General features: G+C 49.8%; 11 protein-coding genes and 1 CRISPR repeat array (1 of these 12 running past the window's edge). Of the genes, 3 read left to right on the top strand and 8 right to left on the bottom strand.

What is annotated here, in order from left to right:
* Positions 1-93: 93 nt before the first annotated feature.
* The 8 genes from CLFS41_RS03385 to CLFS41_RS03350 all read right to left on the bottom strand — a co-directional run bounded on the left by CLFS41_RS03385 (position 94) and on the right by CLFS41_RS03350 (position 10,687).
* Positions 94-1,695 (bottom strand): response regulator, encoded by a 1,602-nt coding sequence (locus CLFS41_RS03385; protein WP_007869061.1) that lies wholly within the window; start codon positions 1,693-1,695, stop codon positions 94-96.
* A gap of 29 nt (positions 1,696-1,724) precedes the next feature.
* On the bottom strand, positions 1,725-3,485 hold the full coding sequence (locus CLFS41_RS03380; protein WP_242856766.1) for a sensor histidine kinase: 1,761 nt from the start codon (positions 3,483-3,485) through the stop codon (positions 1,725-1,727).
* Between the two features lie 130 nt (positions 3,486-3,615).
* A complete protein-coding gene (locus CLFS41_RS03375) occupies positions 3,616-4,449 on the bottom strand; it encodes a carbohydrate ABC transporter permease (protein ID WP_007869063.1) in 834 nt (277 codons plus the stop codon).
* Positions 4,446-5,333, bottom strand: coding sequence for a sugar ABC transporter permease (locus CLFS41_RS03370; RefSeq protein ID WP_007869064.1), 888 nt, complete (start codon positions 5,331-5,333; stop codon positions 4,446-4,448). Before CLFS41_RS03370 ends, CLFS41_RS03375 begins: the two co-directional genes overlap by 4 nt.
* A gap of 15 nt (positions 5,334-5,348) precedes the next feature.
* On the bottom strand, positions 5,349-6,653 hold the full coding sequence (locus CLFS41_RS03365; RefSeq protein ID WP_007869066.1) for an extracellular solute-binding protein: 1,305 nt from the start codon (positions 6,651-6,653) through the stop codon (positions 5,349-5,351).
* 324 nt (positions 6,654-6,977) lie between these two features.
* Entirely contained in the window at positions 6,978-8,342 is a 1,365-nt protein-coding gene (locus CLFS41_RS03360) for a nucleobase:cation symporter-2 family protein (RefSeq protein ID WP_045091452.1), read from the bottom strand.
* An 82-nt stretch (positions 8,343-8,424) separates the two neighbouring features.
* The gene (locus CLFS41_RS03355) at positions 8,425-9,783 is read right to left on the bottom strand and encodes an 8-oxoguanine deaminase (RefSeq protein WP_045091451.1); all 1,359 of its coding nucleotides are present in this window, start codon (positions 9,781-9,783) and stop codon (positions 8,425-8,427) included.
* A 331-nt stretch (positions 9,784-10,114) separates the two neighbouring features.
* Positions 10,115-10,687, bottom strand: coding sequence for a helix-turn-helix transcriptional regulator (locus CLFS41_RS03350; RefSeq protein WP_045091450.1), 573 nt, complete (start codon positions 10,685-10,687; stop codon positions 10,115-10,117).
* 226 nt (positions 10,688-10,913) lie between these two features.
* On the opposite strand from CLFS41_RS03350, the gene CLFS41_RS03345 reads away from it, so the two are divergent.
* The 3 genes from CLFS41_RS03345 to CLFS41_RS03335 are packed head-to-tail and all read left to right on the top strand — an operon-like array spanning position 10,914 to position 15,373.
* A complete protein-coding gene (locus tag CLFS41_RS03345) occupies positions 10,914-11,984 on the top strand; it encodes a dipeptide epimerase (protein WP_007869079.1) in 1,071 nt (356 codons plus the stop codon).
* A gap of 48 nt (positions 11,985-12,032) precedes the next feature.
* Positions 12,033-13,199 (top strand): DUF819 family protein, encoded by a 1,167-nt coding sequence (locus CLFS41_RS03340; protein WP_007869081.1) that lies wholly within the window; start codon positions 12,033-12,035, stop codon positions 13,197-13,199.
* Positions 13,200-13,210: 11 nt separating this feature from the next.
* Positions 13,211-15,373, top strand: a complete 2,163-nt coding sequence (locus CLFS41_RS03335) for a CocE/NonD family hydrolase (RefSeq protein ID WP_045091449.1) — start codon at positions 13,211-13,213, stop codon at positions 15,371-15,373.
* Between the two features lie 149 nt (positions 15,374-15,522).
* A CRISPR array of direct repeats spans positions 15,523-16,594; the repeat unit is 33 nt; unit sequence ATTTCAATCCACACAGTCCTCGCAGACTGTGAC (it continues 235 nt past the right edge of the window).

Below are 16,594 nucleotides of genomic sequence, written 5' to 3'. Positions count from 1 at the left end.
GTCTTCCTCCTTGATCCCACTGATAATCCCATTATAATGATCCAAAGGAAAACAAAAACCATAGATTCTACACTACTGTCCAATATTCTACACTTAACGGTTGCGGTAGGAAGTGGGAGTAAATCCTGTGTATTTCTTAAAGATAAAAGCAAAATATTTGTAATCGCTAAATCCTGTCTCCTCAGCAATGGCGTAAACCTTTGTCTCAGGCTCCGCGTCCATCCGCTTTTTGGCCTGTTCGATCCTGTATTTATTCAGCCAGTCCGTAAAATTCTCACCTGTCTCCTCCTTGAACACGCGGCTGAAATAATTGGGGGTCACATACACGGCCTGGGCCACATCCCCCACCTGGATGCTCTCGGAAAAGTGTTCCATGGCATAGGCAAGCCCTCCTGCCACAATCCCCTTGTACTTGCCGTTGCTCTGCCGGTCCACGGCTGCCAGAGACTCGCTGTATATGTCCTTCATCCACATTTCCAGATCTTGTGCCGTTTCATACTTTGATATCTCATTGTAGTAATAATAATTTTTTCCCAGCGCCTGTTCCGGCGACACGGAAAAATGCTCCAGCTGGCGCATGGCGATCAGCACCAGATACATACAAAACTGCTCCGTTCCCCTGCGCCCCAGGTCCTGCTCCATCACATATTTCTGGAACACCATTTCCAGCGCATCATAAACCCTGTTTTTATCCAGCAGTCTCACCGCATCGCTGATCTCCTGCTCCTCCTCAGGGGTAAGGAACAGCCTGGCATGTTCAGACCCGTTTCTGGGATCGCCCTCCCTTACAATGATCTGACTGCTCCCCTGTTTGATCCTCTCCTCCACAGCCTCGTCCGCTGACCGGTAGGAAATCTTAAGATCCTGTATGGCCTTTACCTTTTTTCCAATGCCCACGGATATGGAGACCCCGTAGTACTTGCGCATACAGAACTGGACTTCCTTGCAGCACCTGGTAATCTTTTTTGTCTCCTGGTCCGTGCCCAGGATCACCATCACCCTGGCCTCGCCCTCATCGCAGATAACAGCACTGCCGCAGGCTCCCAGCACTTCCTCGGCAATGTTGGACATGGCATATTTTAAAAGCCCGGCCTCCCGTTCCCCGCTTGCGATCAGCTGATAATAATAGTCAATACAGAAAATAATGATCTGATGCTCCTGCCCTGAAAAGTCCATGCCCAGGGCCCCTGCCTGCTCTGTAAAGGCAGTTTCACCAATCTCTCCCTGGAAATAGCGTTTCACACAGCGGTTGCGCATCATGGGAAGGTTTTCCTTTAAAAGCACGGTCTTCTGGGTCCTGCTGACAACAGTGGCATTTTCCTGACGGACCTGATCAGCCAGCTTCCTGACCAGTTTTGTCAGATCCTCTGTGTTAATGGGCTTTAACAGATAATCCGCCGCTCCCAGGCGTATGGCTTCCCTGGCATACTCAAATTCGCTGTAACCCGTAAGGAACACCACCCTTACCTTGGGAAGCTTTTCCTTTAATTCCTTTGCAAAACGGATCCCGTCCACAATGGGCATCCTGATATCCGTGATCACAATATCCGGCTTTTCCGTCAGGGCTTTTGCCATACCGTCCCTTCCGTTCCCCGCAGTCCCCACCACCTGCACATCCAGGCTCTCCCAGTCCACTGCCCTTACGATCCCCTCCCGGATCACCGGTTCATCATCAACCACCATCATTCTAATCATTTGATATTCCCCCTTTACGTATCGCCTCTCTATCCAGCAGTCCTATCCCCTTCCAGGATAAAAGGCTGCACCACCCGCACGATCAACCCCTTTGGTATGCGTTTTTCAAACCGAAGACCGTATTCTTCCCCATAGCAGAGCCTGATCCGATCATTCACATTGGAAAGCCCCATGCCCTTAAGCCCTTCCCTGTACTGATCCATCAATGCCTTCAGTTCCTCCGCATCCGCATCCATACCGTCATTTTCCACGGTCATGATAAGATCATTTTCTTCCCTGTAAATCCTGATCCATATGGTACCCGGTTCCCCTGTGGGCTCCAGGCCATGCACAATGGCATTTTCCACCAGGGGCTGAAGCACGAACCGCACGGTTTCGCAGCCCATCAAATCCTCATCCGCCTCCACCGCAAACTCAATGGAATCCGTGTGACGGCATTCCTGGATCATGATATAGTTTCGTATGTGCTCCAGCTCCCCTGCTACCGTGGTAGTTTTTCCCGTATCCTTTACAGATGCCCGAAATAGTTTGGAAAGGGCTTCTATGAGACGGCAGGTCTCTCCCGCCTGTTCCATGCGGCTCATCCAGCAGATGGTATCCAGCGTGTTGTACAGGAAATGAGGATTGATATATGCCTGCATGGCCCGTATCTGTGCATCCTTTTCCCTGATCTTGGCCAGATACACCTGATTTACCAGCTCATCCAGCCTGGCGCTCATCCTGTTAAATGCCTTTGCCAGCAGGGACAGTTCCTCATACCCCGTCTCCGGCAGCTTCCGTTTAAAGTGATCTTCCTCAATATGCTTCATGGAAGACTCCAGCCGCTTTAACGGCCGGATCACAAACCGGGAAAGGAAAAATCCCGCCAGGGCGCACAGGACAATGGCCAATATGCCGGACGTGATCAAAAGCTGCCGGACCACAGCCGTCTCCCCGGATATCTGGCTTAAGGAAATCTGCTTCACCACATACCAGCCCGGATACTTTACCCTGGCGCAGGCTGTCATCACCGGAGTTCCGTCCACCTTCATCTGCTGGCTGCTGTACTCCTCATCCAGCTTCAGGTTGGGCAGTATTTCAGACACAGCCTTTCCCTCCTGGTCAGGGTCTGTGGAGATGATGATCCTGCCGTCCTCCACAATGTAATATGCTTCCCCGTCAGCGCGGTAATCATTTAACAACCGTTTCAGGTTCTGCTTCTTGAAATAGATCTGCTGGAAACCAATGGGAATCCCAATATCATTGATGTCATGGATGCATCTGGCATATCCGTACAGCTCATCACTTCTCAAGTCCCCGTAATCCGCCACGTGGATATCTGTCCGGAACAGAGGACCCCCGCTCTTTTCCATCAACAGTTCTTTAACCGGTCCGCTGATCCCTTCCGTGACCGAACTGGAGCTGTAGCGCCTGCCGTCCAAGCGCACAAAATCCACGGCATAGATGTATTCCTCATATGCAATCTGGTTTAAAACATACTGGTTCAGGCTGTACCAGGCCTGTTCCACCTCATCCGGATCCCCGGCCAGCAGGTACTCGCGCACCATCTCATTCTGATAGAATGACAGGGAGCTGTTCTGCAGGTTTTTCATGATCCCTTCAATATTAGAAGCGATCTGGGATGTATTGCTTTGATTCAGGACCCTGACATTTTCCGTTATGATCTTACGGTACTGTCTGTAGGAGATAACTCCCAGTATGGCGGTAGGTACAATGATCAGCACCAGGATCACTGCAAATATGGTCTTTTGAAGACTTCCAAACATCCTTTTCCACAACATTTTCATCATTTCCTCCGATTGAGACTCCTGCCTCACAGGTGGGTGAATCCGCCTCTGAATGTTTTACGGTTCCCCTGAAAACGCATATAAGACAAGCTGTAAACAGCCTGTCTGACATGCAAAACAAATACGACCGGTCTTAACCCTTAACCGCTCCCGCGGTCATGCCTTTCATAATCTGATTATAGAACAAAAGATACATAATCACCACAGGAAGTGTGGAAACCACAAGGGCTGCCAGCATCAACGGATAATTTACCGTATAGCTTCCCACAAAATTGGTAAGTCCAATGGGCATTGTCTTAAGAGAATTACTTCTGATCAATACCAGTGCCAGCGGAAATTCATTCCAGGTATTCAGGAAGGTGAGGATTGCACTGGTGGATAACACCGGCCTGCACATGGGCATTACAATGGCAAACATGGTATGTAGAAAGGAGCTTCCGTCTATACATGCCGCCTCCTCGATCTCAATGGGCACGCTGGCCACAGAGCTTTCCACCAGAAACACTGCCACCGGAAGGGCGAATGCGATATAGGGCAATATCAATGTGTATCTTTTATTCAGGAGTCCCAATGACTTAAATTCCACAAAGATGGGAATCAAAAGAGCGTAAATGGGGATCAGCATTCCGGACAAAAACATATAGTACACAAATGTCCTTCCCCTGAATTTAAACCTGGACAGACAGTAGCCTGTCACAAAAGCGATCACGATCACAACGGCAACAGTGATCAGGGTGTTAAACATACTGTTCATAAAGTAGGAGCCGATGTTCCCCTCCTCAATGGCCCGGGCGTAATTGTCAAATATCAGCTTCTTTGGAAGGCTCAAAATATCCAGTGAAAACTCCTGATCTGTTTTCAGGGATGAGTAGATCATCCATATGATGGGGAAAATGCAGGTTACGGAAAACAATGTCACAAATCCGTTGGCGATCACTGTCTCCACGGCTTTTACCGCTTTTTTCATGCTTCCTCCTCCTTCTTTCTTCCAACCAGCTTACTGATAACGATCAGGCCCAGGCTCAGGATCAGGATCCCAATGGCCGCCGTACTTCCGTATCCGTAACGCATCCGGTTCATGGACACGTTGTAGGCATAGAGGGCCACCACCTCAGAGCTGGTTCCCGGTCCTCCGCCGGTCATGACAAAGATCTGGTCAAATGTCTTCATATTTCCGGATATACACAGCATCACGGTCACCATCAGAGTGCTCTTAATAAGGGGCATTACAATGTAAAAGGACTTCTTCCACCCCGTGGCCCCGTCCAGCTCCGCCACTTCCAGGACGCTCTGGTCAATTCCCTGGATAGCTGCCAGCAGTATGATCAGGTAATATCCAATAAACTGCCACACCTTTGGGATGGCCAGGGAGCCGATTACAATGTCCGGGTTATCCAGCCACAGCTGGATATAGCGCTCCAGCCCCAGGCTCCGCATCAGTGTGTTCACAATTCCATACTCGGAATTGTACATGATCCTCCACAAAAATCCTACCACCACTGCGGACAGCACCACCGGAAAGAAGATAACGGTTCTGTGCAGATTCTTAAACTTCAATATTCTGGACTGTAACAGCATGGCAATGATAAAGGCAATTCCGATCTGACCGATCACAGTCCAGAATATGAAGGTCAGGTTATTCATAAACGCACTCCAGAACGCCTTGTCGTGTATCAATTCCACATAGTTCCGGAATCCGATAAATGTCCTCTCAGGCCCGCCGTTCCACTCAAAGAAGCTGTTGTACACTGCCACGAACAGGGGCATGATGCAGCATATGGCGAAAATCACAAGCCCGGGGGCCAGCAATCCATAGATGACTGCGTTTTTGGGCCTCAATGCCTTACTCATATTCTTCACTCACTTTCAGTTATTTTCATACTCAGTCTGGATCCTCTGAGCCAGTTCCTCCGGTGTCACCCTGCCGATAAGCAGTTCCTGAAGTCCTCCCTGCATCACATCAATCACGCCTGAACTCAGCTGATGGTCATATACCGGGATAAAGGGCCTGCCTTCTGCAAATGCATCAAACTTAGCTGCCACGGTTTCAGTGATCTCCACATCTTCCCCTGGTTTTACCGCTGACAGAGTTCCCTCCTCAATGGCAGCCGTGCCATATTCAGGACCTGTCATAGCCTTCAACATATCCTTTACCACTTCCAGCTTCTCAGGGCTTAACTTAGAGCTGACCGCAATTGCCCATCCTGCGCCTCCTGTGATCGCTTCCGGATTGCCCTTTCCGCCTTCCACCATGGGAAGAGCTGCCATTTCCGTCACATTTTTCACATCATCAGGGCAGTTCTCATCAAAATTGGCAATGGCCCAGCTTCCGTCAATGGTAATAGCCGCCTTGCCGTTCATATACATCTGTCTCTGCTGTGCTCCGTCAATACTGTTCACGTCCTCGTTAAAGGCGCCTGCCGCCGCCAGGTCGCTGAGGGCCTGAAGGGAAGCTACAAACTCCGGATCCGTGAATTTTGCACCGCTGTTATCACGGATGCTCTGATACCACTCATCACCGGTGAGGCGGTTTCCAAGAGTGCTCATGATTACGGATTCCGCATTCCATTTCTCCTTGTTGCCCAACACGATGGGTGTAACTCCAATGGACTTCAGGTCTGGAATGATATCGATCAGTTCATCCCAGGTCTTGGGAAATTCCTTGATCCCCGCCTGAGCAAACAGGTCTGTATTGTAGAATACACATGTATTTGTCACCTGGAATGGAATAGCGTATATCTTTTCATCAATGGTGAAATTGGAGAACACGCCCTCCTTAAAATTATCTCTCCACTGTGGATCCTCTGCCAGGATATCATCCAGCGCGTACATTTTCCCGTTTTCCACAAATGTCTGAGCCATCTGTCCCTTTACCATAAACACATCAGGCAGCTCATCCCCTGCCGCCAGGGTCTGTACCTTGGTAGCCAGATCCGCATTGGATACGGACTCTTCATCCAGCACCACATTGGGATGTTCCTCCAGATACTTGTCTAACAATGGCTTCATAGCCTTGGTAACACCCTCTCCCGGTATAAAGAAGTCCAGCATGGATATTTCCACCTTTTCCTCCTTTTTTGTATCTCCACTCTGCCCGCAGCCTGCCATGGATACAGCCACAGCCCCCGCACATAAGATACTAAGTAAGCGCTTTAATGCATGTTTTCTCATGATGAAATCCTCCTCTGATTCAAATCCGCCGCAGCGGTTTCTGTTAACGGAATTATAGCAAAATCCCATGACACTTATAATACAGCATATCCATTAAAATATCAGAAATTCTATACACCCTTTCTCTTTTCTGCCTTTTATATGGGGAAATGCCGTTGGTGCGGGAGGGGATGGCTGAGACGGGAGGGAATGAAGGATGGCTGAGTGGGTGACGGCGTGGGGCAAACAAGCAAGATGAGGGATGCCGTCCATTGACGACATCCCTCAAACTGTAGATTTTATTATCTTGGACTGTGTTTGCTCCACTGCCCCGGTTATACTGCCTTAAGCCATGTTCCCTTGGGCATGCTTCTCCTGCTTTTTCTCCCCTGCTGCTTCCTGTACTTCCTCCTCAGGCAGGATCAGATTGAGCGTCACTGCCGTAATGGTGGCGATCACCACTGCGGATTCTCCAAAGATCGTCTTGGCCCAGTCAGGGAACAGGGCAAGGCATCCCCCTGCCTGGATCACACCGATTCCAAGGGCCACAGCCAGCCCCACCACGGAAGTATTCCTTGCTGTCAGCTTTTCCTTTGTGATCAGCTTGATCCCCGTCATGGTGATCATTGCAAATACGGAAACCGTAGCTCCCCCCAGAACACAGGAGGGGATGGTCGTGAGAAGGGAGGCAAACTTGGGGATGAATCCCGCAATGAGGATGATCACTGCTGCCAGTCCCAATACGCAGCGGTTCACCACTCTTGTCATGATCACAATACCCACGTTCTGACTAAAGGTTGCCGTGGGAAGCCCGCCCACAAAGGCGCCGATGATACTGGCCACTCCATTTCCAATAATGCCGCCGCACATCTCCCGGTCCGTAGGCTCCCGGTCAAGTCCGCCTCCTGCAGTGGATGTAAAATCCCCGATTGCCTCCACGGAGCTGACAATGTACATAATGATCATGGAAATAATGGAGGTGAGTTCAAACTTCATGCCAAAATGAAGAGGCATGGTGAACTGGAACCACCCGGCTGCTCCCACATTATCAAAGGAAACCATACCCATGGCCAATGCCACCAGATATCCCAGGAACATTCCCATGAGAATGGATGCCAGCTTGCAGATTCCCTTAGTAAAATAGTTAAAAAACAGTACAATTGCCAGTGTGGCCACAGCCACCAGCCAGTTTCTGGGACTCCCAAAATCCTCAGCCTCCACACCGCCTGCCATGTAGTTCACCGCCGTAGGGTACAGGGACAGGCCGATGGTGAATACCACAGTACCTGTCACCAGGGGCGGAAACAGCCTTGTAAGCTTTTTGTAGAACAGCCCCACCGCAACAGCTGCCAGTCCTCCTACCAGCTGGGCCCCAAATATGGTGGGAAGGTCAAATCTGCTTCCCAGGGAGATCAGCAGCGGTATGTAGGCAAAGCTGGCTCCCATGATAACCGGAAGGCCGGAACCGCAGAACCGCCCTAATGGAAACAGCTGGAGCAATGTGGCGATTCCCGATATGAGAAGCGCGGATTGGATCAGGATGATCTGCTGGGCCGGATCCACCCCGGTCACTCCTGCCAGGATAATGGCCGGTGTAACACAGCCCACGATCATGGCGACCACGTGCTGGACAGCCAGGGGAAGGGCTTGGATAAAACGGGGAATCCCGTTCAACTCAGTTACCTCTGCATATGCTTTTGTTTTATTCATATCTATCGTCTTACCTCTCTATTCTAAGATTCACAGAGCGGCAGCTTTTCCTGCCACTCCAGGTGGTGATACAGGAAAATGCTTAGCGACTGATATATTCCTCTACAACTGCATTTGCTTTTTCTACAATCTTCTCCTCATCCACACCGGCCAGTCTACCATCCTTGACCACGATTTTTCCATTTACAACCGTATAATCCACACAGCCCTTTAATCCCACTGTGCACAGCACGGATTTGGGATCAAACTGGGCTCCTACCATCTCAATGCGGTTCAAATTCACCAGGAAGAAATCAGCCGCCATTCCCACCTCAATACGTCCCAGTTCCTCCCTGCCAAGGATGCGCGCGCTTCCCCTGGTGGCCATCTTAAGGATATCATATCCGTCAGGAGCTTCCTGGCTCCAGCTTAGACGGTGCAGCAGGTAAGCCACTCTCATCTCCTCCAGAAGATTGGACCCATCATTGCTGGCCGATCCGTCCACGGCCAGCCCAACAGGAACTCCCAGCTTAAGCATCTGTGGAATCAGCGCAACGCCAGAGGACAGCTTCATGTTGGACACAGGACAGTGGGCAACGCCGGTCCCCGTGTCAGCCAGGCGTTTTAACTCTCCCTCTGTAAAATGTATGCCGTGGGCATACCACACGTCCGGCCCCACCCATCCAAGGCTCTCCATATACTCTAAGGGGCGCATACCAAAGCGGGACAGGGTATACTGCTCCTCATCCTTTGTCTCCGCCAAATGGGTATGAAGCCTGACCTTGAGCTTCCTGGCCAGCACGGCGGATTCCCGCAAAAGTTCCCCTGTGACACTGAAAGGGGAACAGGGGGCCAGGGCTACCTGATGCATGGAATACCTGCTGCCGTCATGATACCTGGCCACGGCTTCCTCCGAGTCCTTCAGTATCTCATCCACGGACTGGACCACGCTGTCCGGAGGCAGTCCCCCATCCTTTACACTCAGGTCCATACTGCCCCTGGTTGCATGGAAACGCATCCCCAGTTCATCTGCAGCATGGAACTGGGCGTCCAAAAGCCCGCCTCCCACCGTACCGGGGAACACGTAGTGGTGATCCAGGCAGGTGGTGCAGCCGGTCTTTAGCAGTTCTCCCATACCAGTTAGGGAACTGTAATAAACCACGTCCTCATCCACGTGCTTCCAGATCTCATATAAAGTTTTCAGCCATGGAAATAATTCCATGTTCTGTACCTGTGGTAAATTCCGGCTGAATGTCTGATATAAATGATGGTGTGTATTAATAAGTCCCGGATACATCACCATATTAGATGCGTCAATCACATCCGCTGCTGTTTCTTCATTCTGTCCAATACTTTCAATTACTCCATCCCGTATAAATACGTTAACACCGTCAAGCAGCCTGTCATCAGCGTCACATGTCACAAGATGCTTAACGTTCTTTACGAGCAGGGTTCCTTTCATGATTACCTCCTGATGTAAATTCCTAAACATTCTTTGCTTCATAGACTATATGACTGGTATACTGCCGGCGGCACGGGTGTCCACGATGCACCCTCATACCAGAGTATGATCCATACCCTCTGTCCGGTATATATGATACCGGCCGTATGCCGCGTGGTCCCAGCTATGTTTTAAACAGCTATATAGATATGATTTTTCAAAGAGCAATAGATACTTAACCAATATATCAATGATTGGATATAAAATCAATATCCAATATATCAAATAATTTTTGCATATTTTTGTGAAAATCTAACAATTTTTGTATTTCATCTTCCCGGGAGGTGCAATGTTATCCCGGGAAATGCAGCGTCCCCCACACCGGCGGCGTGATCGTGGAAAGCACCTCCACATAATCCTCCGTTTCATTAATACATGTATGGGGTAAATCCTCCTCTATGATAGTGGTGTCCCCCTGATGCAGCACAATGGGCTTATCCCCCACTAAAACCGTCAGCATTCCCTTTAAAACAAGAAGCGTCTCCTCGGAATGATGAACAATGGGGATTTCCGAATCCCTGGACCTTGGTTCCAGAGTGGCTTTTATCATCAGCGTTTTCGGAGAAAAATTCTGGGAAGGGAGAGGAGTAAGGAATTCATATTCCACACTGCTTTTCTTAATGCGCACAGATAAGCGCTCCTCCCGGCGTATGGTAAGATTGTGATCATTTTTATGGTCATCCATCAAAACATAGAGAGGAACATCAAACTCCCTGGCAATCTTCCTCAAAGAGGAAAGAGATGGTTCCGCCTCCTCCCGCTCCACCTGGGAGATATATCCAATTGAAAGTCCGGTCCTCTCTGCCAAATCCTTGATGGTAAGATTCTGTTTCTTGCGGTATTCCCTGATATTTGTGCCTAACATACGAAACTCCTTCTTTGGTAGTATCCCTATTTTAACGTCTTATGCCCGCTTGCGCAAGATTTTTATGCAGAAACTTTCCTGGAATCCCCCAGAAACTTTCCTGGTGTCTCCCCAGGGATTTCTACAATAATAGACAGAAGTAGTTGACCGATATTTTAACCTATAGTAAAATCAGAAGATAATATCATGCATTAATTAAGATATATACATAATTCAGGAGGATGAAATGAAAATTACAGGGATGAACATTGAAAAAGTACAGATTCCGCTGAAGGAACCGTTCAAGGTGGCTTTTACAACTGTCAGCTATCTGGAAAGTGTACTAATCCAGGTGTCCACGGATAATGGCTGTATAGGGTTTGGGGAAGCAGCTCCCTTTGCCCCTGTGACCGGTGAAACCGTGGACGGAGTTATTGCTGTGCTGGAACTGTTCAAAACAGGGCTGCTGGGCATGGACCCCATGGATATCGAGGCAGTCCACGCCATGATGGACGGCGTTATTGTAGGAAACGGCGCTGCCAAATGTGCCGTGGACCTGGCAATGTACGATCTTATGGGAAAATCCATGGGGCTGCCGGTCTACAAACTGTTAGGCGGCTACAGCAATGTGGTGCACAATGATATCACCATTGGCATCAGCAGTCCTCAGTCCATGGCAGCGGAGGCCAAGCGCCTGGTGGAAACAGAAGGTTACCATATACTGAAGATTAAGGCAGGTATCAATTACAAAGACGACATCCTTGCCATGAAACTGATCCGGGAGGCAGTGGGACCGGACATCCGCCTTCGGGCCGATGCCAACCAGGGCTACAGCGTATCCGATGCGGTCTGTGCCCTGGAAGGTTTTAAGGAGTACGGCATAGAGGCCGTGGAACAGTGCCTGCCTCATTGGGATATGGAGGGATCTGCATTTATCCGCAGCAAAGTGAACGGGATCCAGATCATGCTGGACGAGTCCATCCATGGCCCGATGGATGCGGCCAGGGCCTGCCGTCTGGGAGCGGCCGATATCCTCAATATTAAACTGATGAAATGCGGCGGCCTGTATCCCGCCTCCAAGATCAACGCGGTCGCGGAAGCCAACGGCGTTACCTGCATGGTAGGCTGTATGCTGGAAACCAAACTGGCTATCACTGCAGGGCTGAGCCTGGTGGCAGCCAAGAAAAATGTGACCGAAGCAGACTGTGACAGCTTCCTGTATTACAAAGAAAACCCAATTGAAGGCGGATTCACTCAGGAACGGGATATATTTACCCTTCTGGACGAACCGGGATTCGGAGTGTATTTTAACATGTAATTCCCCGCATATCCGGAGGAATACAAAAACAACGAAAGAGGTGCATATATGCAATTCCCGATTTTTCAGACCACGGACGAACTGCTGACCGTTATTTTGGTTATGGTGGCATTTTCCCTGTGGGTACAGAGATTCAAAGCTTTTAAGTATGTAGGGCCCGCCCTCACGGTTATTGTGATCGGACTAGTCCTGGTAAACCTCCACATAGTGCCTGGGTACCAGGACGTATACGGTGTGGTGATCACCTACTGTGTTCCTATGTCTATTTCCATTTACCTGCTGAATATCAACCTGAAGGAGCTGGCAAAGCTTTCCGGCAAGGCCCTGGTCGGCCTGGTTTCAGCCGTGTTCAGCGTCTGCCTGGTGGCAACTTTGTTTGGAGTAGTCTTCAGCGGACAAATGTTTGAGGGCTGGAAAATAGCCGGTATGTTCGTGGGAACCTACACGGGAGGAAGCTCCAACCTCACTGCGATCGCAGTGGGTCTGGATGCAGCCAATGAGACCATTGCCGCCGCCAACGCCGCAGACTACGTGGTAGGCATGCCCACCCTGTTTTTAATGTTTGCGGCACCTGCTCTGTTCCAGAACGTACATTTTTTAAAAAGGATCTGGCCCTTCCGTCTGTCAGATGAAGATCGCATCGGCGATGGGGAGGAACCGGTTCTGATGGCTGAACAGAAATGGAGCATCCAGGACATTGCCTGGCTTTTGGCCATTGCAGTTACCATTGTGACCATTGCCACAAAGCTGTCCGCCTTCCTTCCCTCTGATTTTGCCAGCGCGGGAAGGATCCTCCTTATTTCCACACTCTCCATTGCCGCAGCCCAGATTCCGTCTGTGGGCAGGCTGAGAGGAAACTTAAACCTTGGTCTGTTCTTTGGAATGATGTACCTGTCCATCATTGGATTCAGCGTGGACCTGGCATCTTTCTTTGGCTCCACCATGACAATCACCCTGTTCTGCTTCTGCGTAATCATCGGAAGCATCAGCCTTCACCTGTTCCTTTCCAGAATGTTTAAGGTCCCGTATGAATATGTGATCCTGGGTATCACGGGAGCGATCGCAGACGGAACCACCGCATCCCTGGTGGCTTCCAGCGCCAAATGGAACCGCCTGGTCAGCGTAGGACTGCTCATGGGAGTGATTGGCGGCGTGTGCGGAAATTATGTGGGTATCATGGTGGCTTACCTGATCAAATTCATCATTGGCGCATAAGGAGGGATTGAATGGAACAATGGAATTTTTACCTGTCCGGTATTTTATATGGAATCTTCGAGCGGAGGGATGACCGGATCTTCCACTGTCCTCTGGACGTATACACCGGAATGCCGGACGAATGGAAGGAACTTGCTGAGGATGACACCTGGTATCTGGAACTGGGAAAAATGAATGTCCGAAAAGCTCTGATGGAACTGGAGGCATACGAGGCAGGGATAAGGAATACTGAGACAAGAAACACCGCGGCAGAAAACACTGGGACAAGAAATGCTGGGACAAGAAATGCTGGGACAAGAAATGCTGGGACATGGAATGAATTTAAGCGATTTGAAACTCCCGGCGGGGAGATATTTGAAAAAAGAGATGATAAGTCTTTTGTTCAGAGAAATATTAAATTCCCAAAAAATCTCATAACGGACAATGGTCAGGTAGCTGCTTTTGTCACCCCCTACCGCGACCAGTGCGCCGTACTTGTGAGAAACGGCCTGGAGGATAGGACCATTCTAAGCCAGTGGGCCGAAGTTAACCGGAATCCCCTCTGCACAGTGGAACATCCAGTAACGGAAATGGTGCCCATGCGTGACCAGGTCCGCCTGGCAACCGATATCTATCTTCCGTCAGGAGCCAAGAAGGTTCCCACCGTGCTGGTCCGCACCCCATATGGAAAAACCATGGGCATTTCCTGTTATTTTCGTTTTGTCCAAAGGGGCTATGCCGTGGTGATCCAGGATGTACGGGGCAGGGAGGACAGCGAAGGCGAATGGCTGCCCATGTACTACGAAGTGGAGGACGGGGACGATACCCTTTCCTGGATTGCCCGGCAGCCCTGGAGTGACGGCAATGTGGGTATGACCGGGGGCTCCTATCTGGGATATGTGCAGTGGGCCGCGGCGGCCAGTGAAAACCCGCATTTGAAGGCAATGCTCAGCAGTGTCTGTGCTGGCAGCCCCTTTGTGGATGTTCCCAGACGAGGCGGATGTTTTAATTCCGGCATGCTTGCCTGGGCTTTCCTGGTATCGGGACAGCATTCTGATCCCTCACTGATGGCGCGGGACGACTGGGAGGAAGTGCTGGATATCCGTCCCCTGGAAGAACTGGCTCCCAAAGCCCTGGGATATGATATCCCATTTCTGAGAAAATGGTTTTCCCATATGGATTATGACAAACTGTGGCAGCAGGGAAACTGGAAAGACAGAACCAACGCCCACCGCGTGCCTGCCCTGATCATGTCCGGCTGGTTTGACGATAACGGGATGGGCACCACGGAAGCCTTGGAACTTTACCACGATTATCAGGAGAAAAAGGTGATCCTTGGCCCCTGGATGCACGCCGGCAATGCGGATTACGATATCCATGGTTTCGCCCTTGGGACAAATGCCCTTCGCTATGATATGGACCTGATCTGTTTGGCATGGCTGGAACATTATCTCAAAGGAGTGGATAATGGCATAGACCGCACGCCGAAGGTGGAGTATTACACTATGGGAAGCAACCAATGGAAGACCGCAGACAACTGGCCGATTCCCGGCACCAGTGCACTGACCTTTTATCTGGACGGAGACCAGGAAGACGCAGCAGCGGTGAACAGAGGAATCCTGTCCGTAAGCGCTCCTGCGTCCCCTTCCTGGGATTCCTATGAATATGATCCGGAACATCCGGCCCTCCACCTTGTGGATATGTCGGAAAATGAACTGGAAGTGCCTGCGGATTACTCCCTTGAGGAAAAACGCCCTGATATCTTATGTTATTCCACCCAGGCATTATCCTCAGACCTGACCATTACCGGGGATGTGACAGCAGAGCTTTATCTCTCTTCCGACTGTGAGGATACGGATCTGGTCGTGCGCATCACGGATATGGATAGGGAGGGACGTTCCATGAAACTGGCAGACGGTGTCCTCAGCGTACGGTACCGTAACCAGTTTGAACACCCGGACTTTATGGAACCGGGACAGATCTACCCTGTTAAAATCCGTACTACCAAACTGTCCCACACCTTTTGCAAAGGTCATTGCCTGAGAGTCACAATAACCTCCAGTGCAAAAAATTTTATCTTTCCAAACCGGAACACCAGAGATGGCTTTAACAGTGTGACGATCAAAACAGCCCACAACAGGATCCACCGGGGCGGAGCCCACGCTTCGCGGGTGATGTTTAGACAGGAAGTGTGATGGAGCGTTCTGAGGGGATTTCGATTTTTGTGACTTTCAAATTGATAAGATGATTCTATAATAAATGTCGAGGTATATGAAATTAATTCATACACCCCGACATTTTTCCTTTGGTATGATCGTAATTGAAAAATTACCAAGTTCAAGTCTGCTACATGCACACAGTCTTCGCAGACTGTGACAGGCATGGGTGGACTTATAACCGCCATGCGCAGAATTTCAATCCACACAGTCCTCGCAGACTGTGACCACTGTATCAGGTGTGGACTGTGCATAATATAAGATTTCAATCCACACAGTCCTCGCAGACTGTGACGCCGCTTTCGTGTCGGCAGTCTTCTTTTCCATGATTTCAATCCACACAGTCCTCGCAGACTGTGACTTAACATACTGCTTAAATTATTCTAAAAAGCAGATTTCAATCCACACAGTCCTCGCAGACTGTGACCAAGTCGTCTGCTTCCCTTTTGAATCTGTATAGGATTTCAATCCACACAGTCCTCGCAGACTGTGACCACTTTTCACGTCTGTAGCGTGTTTGATACTCGTTATTTCAATCCACACAGTCCTCGCAGACTGTGACGCGGTCACTGGGGAGTGATGGCATGGACTATATATTTCAATCCACACAGTCCTCGCAGACTGTGACCACCTTTTATGAGCGGACAATAATCATTATTTCCATTTCAATCCACACAGTCCTCGCAGACTGTGACGAATGGATTAAGGGAAATTACTATTTGTCAATTGGGATTTCAATCCACACAGTCCTCGCAGACTGTGACCACAGGCTCTAACTATGACGAATTCTTAACCATATTTCAATCCACACAGTCCTCGCAGACTGTGACAGGCGTCAACCGGTTTATTAATGGCTGGCTTTCCAATTTCAATCCACACAGTCCTCGCAGACTGTGACTTTACAATCTTCGGGGTCGCCACTACAGTGTATTATTTCAATCCACACAGTCCTCGCAGACTGTGACCTTCACTGATACGCGTGACCAGATGCTTATCATATTTCAATCCACACAGTCCTCGCAGACTGTGACATCATCCTCTCCCAGGCGTTCCTTGATTCTCTCAAAATTTCAATCCACACAGTCCTCGCAGACTGTGACGAGTGTATATTTACAAAGTCCTGACAGTTGTATGATTTCAATCCACACAGTCCTCGCAGACTGTGACCAGTGACCTTGAGGGGTATCCTATGCTTCAAAG

This window comes from Clostridium sp. FS41, assembly GCF_000954015.1.
Taxonomy (GTDB): Bacteria; Bacillota; Clostridia; order Lachnospirales; family Lachnospiraceae; genus Enterocloster; species Enterocloster citroniae.
Note: the sequence above shows the minus strand (reverse complement) of the source record. Positions and strands in the feature narration are given on the sequence as shown.

What these genes read in the sequence shown, in the direction of transcription:
- CLFS41_RS03385 (WP_007869061.1), bottom strand. Translation starts at nt 1,695, where the DNA reads ATGATTAGAATGATGGTGGTTGATGATGAACCGGTGATCCGGGAGGGG.
- CLFS41_RS03380 (WP_242856766.1), bottom strand. Translation starts at nt 3,485, where the DNA reads ATGATGAAAATGTTGTGGAAAAGGATGTTTGGAAGTCTTCAAAAGACC.
- CLFS41_RS03375 (WP_007869063.1), bottom strand. Translation starts at nt 4,449, where the DNA reads ATGAAAAAAGCGGTAAAAGCCGTGGAGACAGTGATCGCCAACGGATTT.
- CLFS41_RS03370 (WP_007869064.1), bottom strand. Translation starts at nt 5,333, where the DNA reads ATGAGTAAGGCATTGAGGCCCAAAAACGCAGTCATCTATGGATTGCTG.
- CLFS41_RS03365 (WP_007869066.1), bottom strand. Translation starts at nt 6,653, where the DNA reads ATGAGAAAACATGCATTAAAGCGCTTACTTAGTATCTTATGTGCGGGG.
- CLFS41_RS03360 (WP_045091452.1), bottom strand. Translation starts at nt 8,342, where the DNA reads ATGAATAAAACAAAAGCATATGCAGAGGTAACTGAGTTGAACGGGATT.
- CLFS41_RS03355 (WP_045091451.1), bottom strand. Translation starts at nt 9,783, where the DNA reads ATGAAAGGAACCCTGCTCGTAAAGAACGTTAAGCATCTTGTGACATGT.
- CLFS41_RS03350 (WP_045091450.1), bottom strand. Translation starts at nt 10,687, where the DNA reads ATGTTAGGCACAAATATCAGGGAATACCGCAAGAAACAGAATCTTACC.
- CLFS41_RS03345 (WP_007869079.1), top strand. Translation starts at nt 10,914, where the DNA reads ATGAAAATTACAGGGATGAACATTGAAAAAGTACAGATTCCGCTGAAG.
- CLFS41_RS03340 (WP_007869081.1), top strand. Translation starts at nt 12,033, where the DNA reads ATGCAATTCCCGATTTTTCAGACCACGGACGAACTGCTGACCGTTATT.
- CLFS41_RS03335 (WP_045091449.1), top strand. Translation starts at nt 13,211, where the DNA reads ATGGAACAATGGAATTTTTACCTGTCCGGTATTTTATATGGAATCTTC.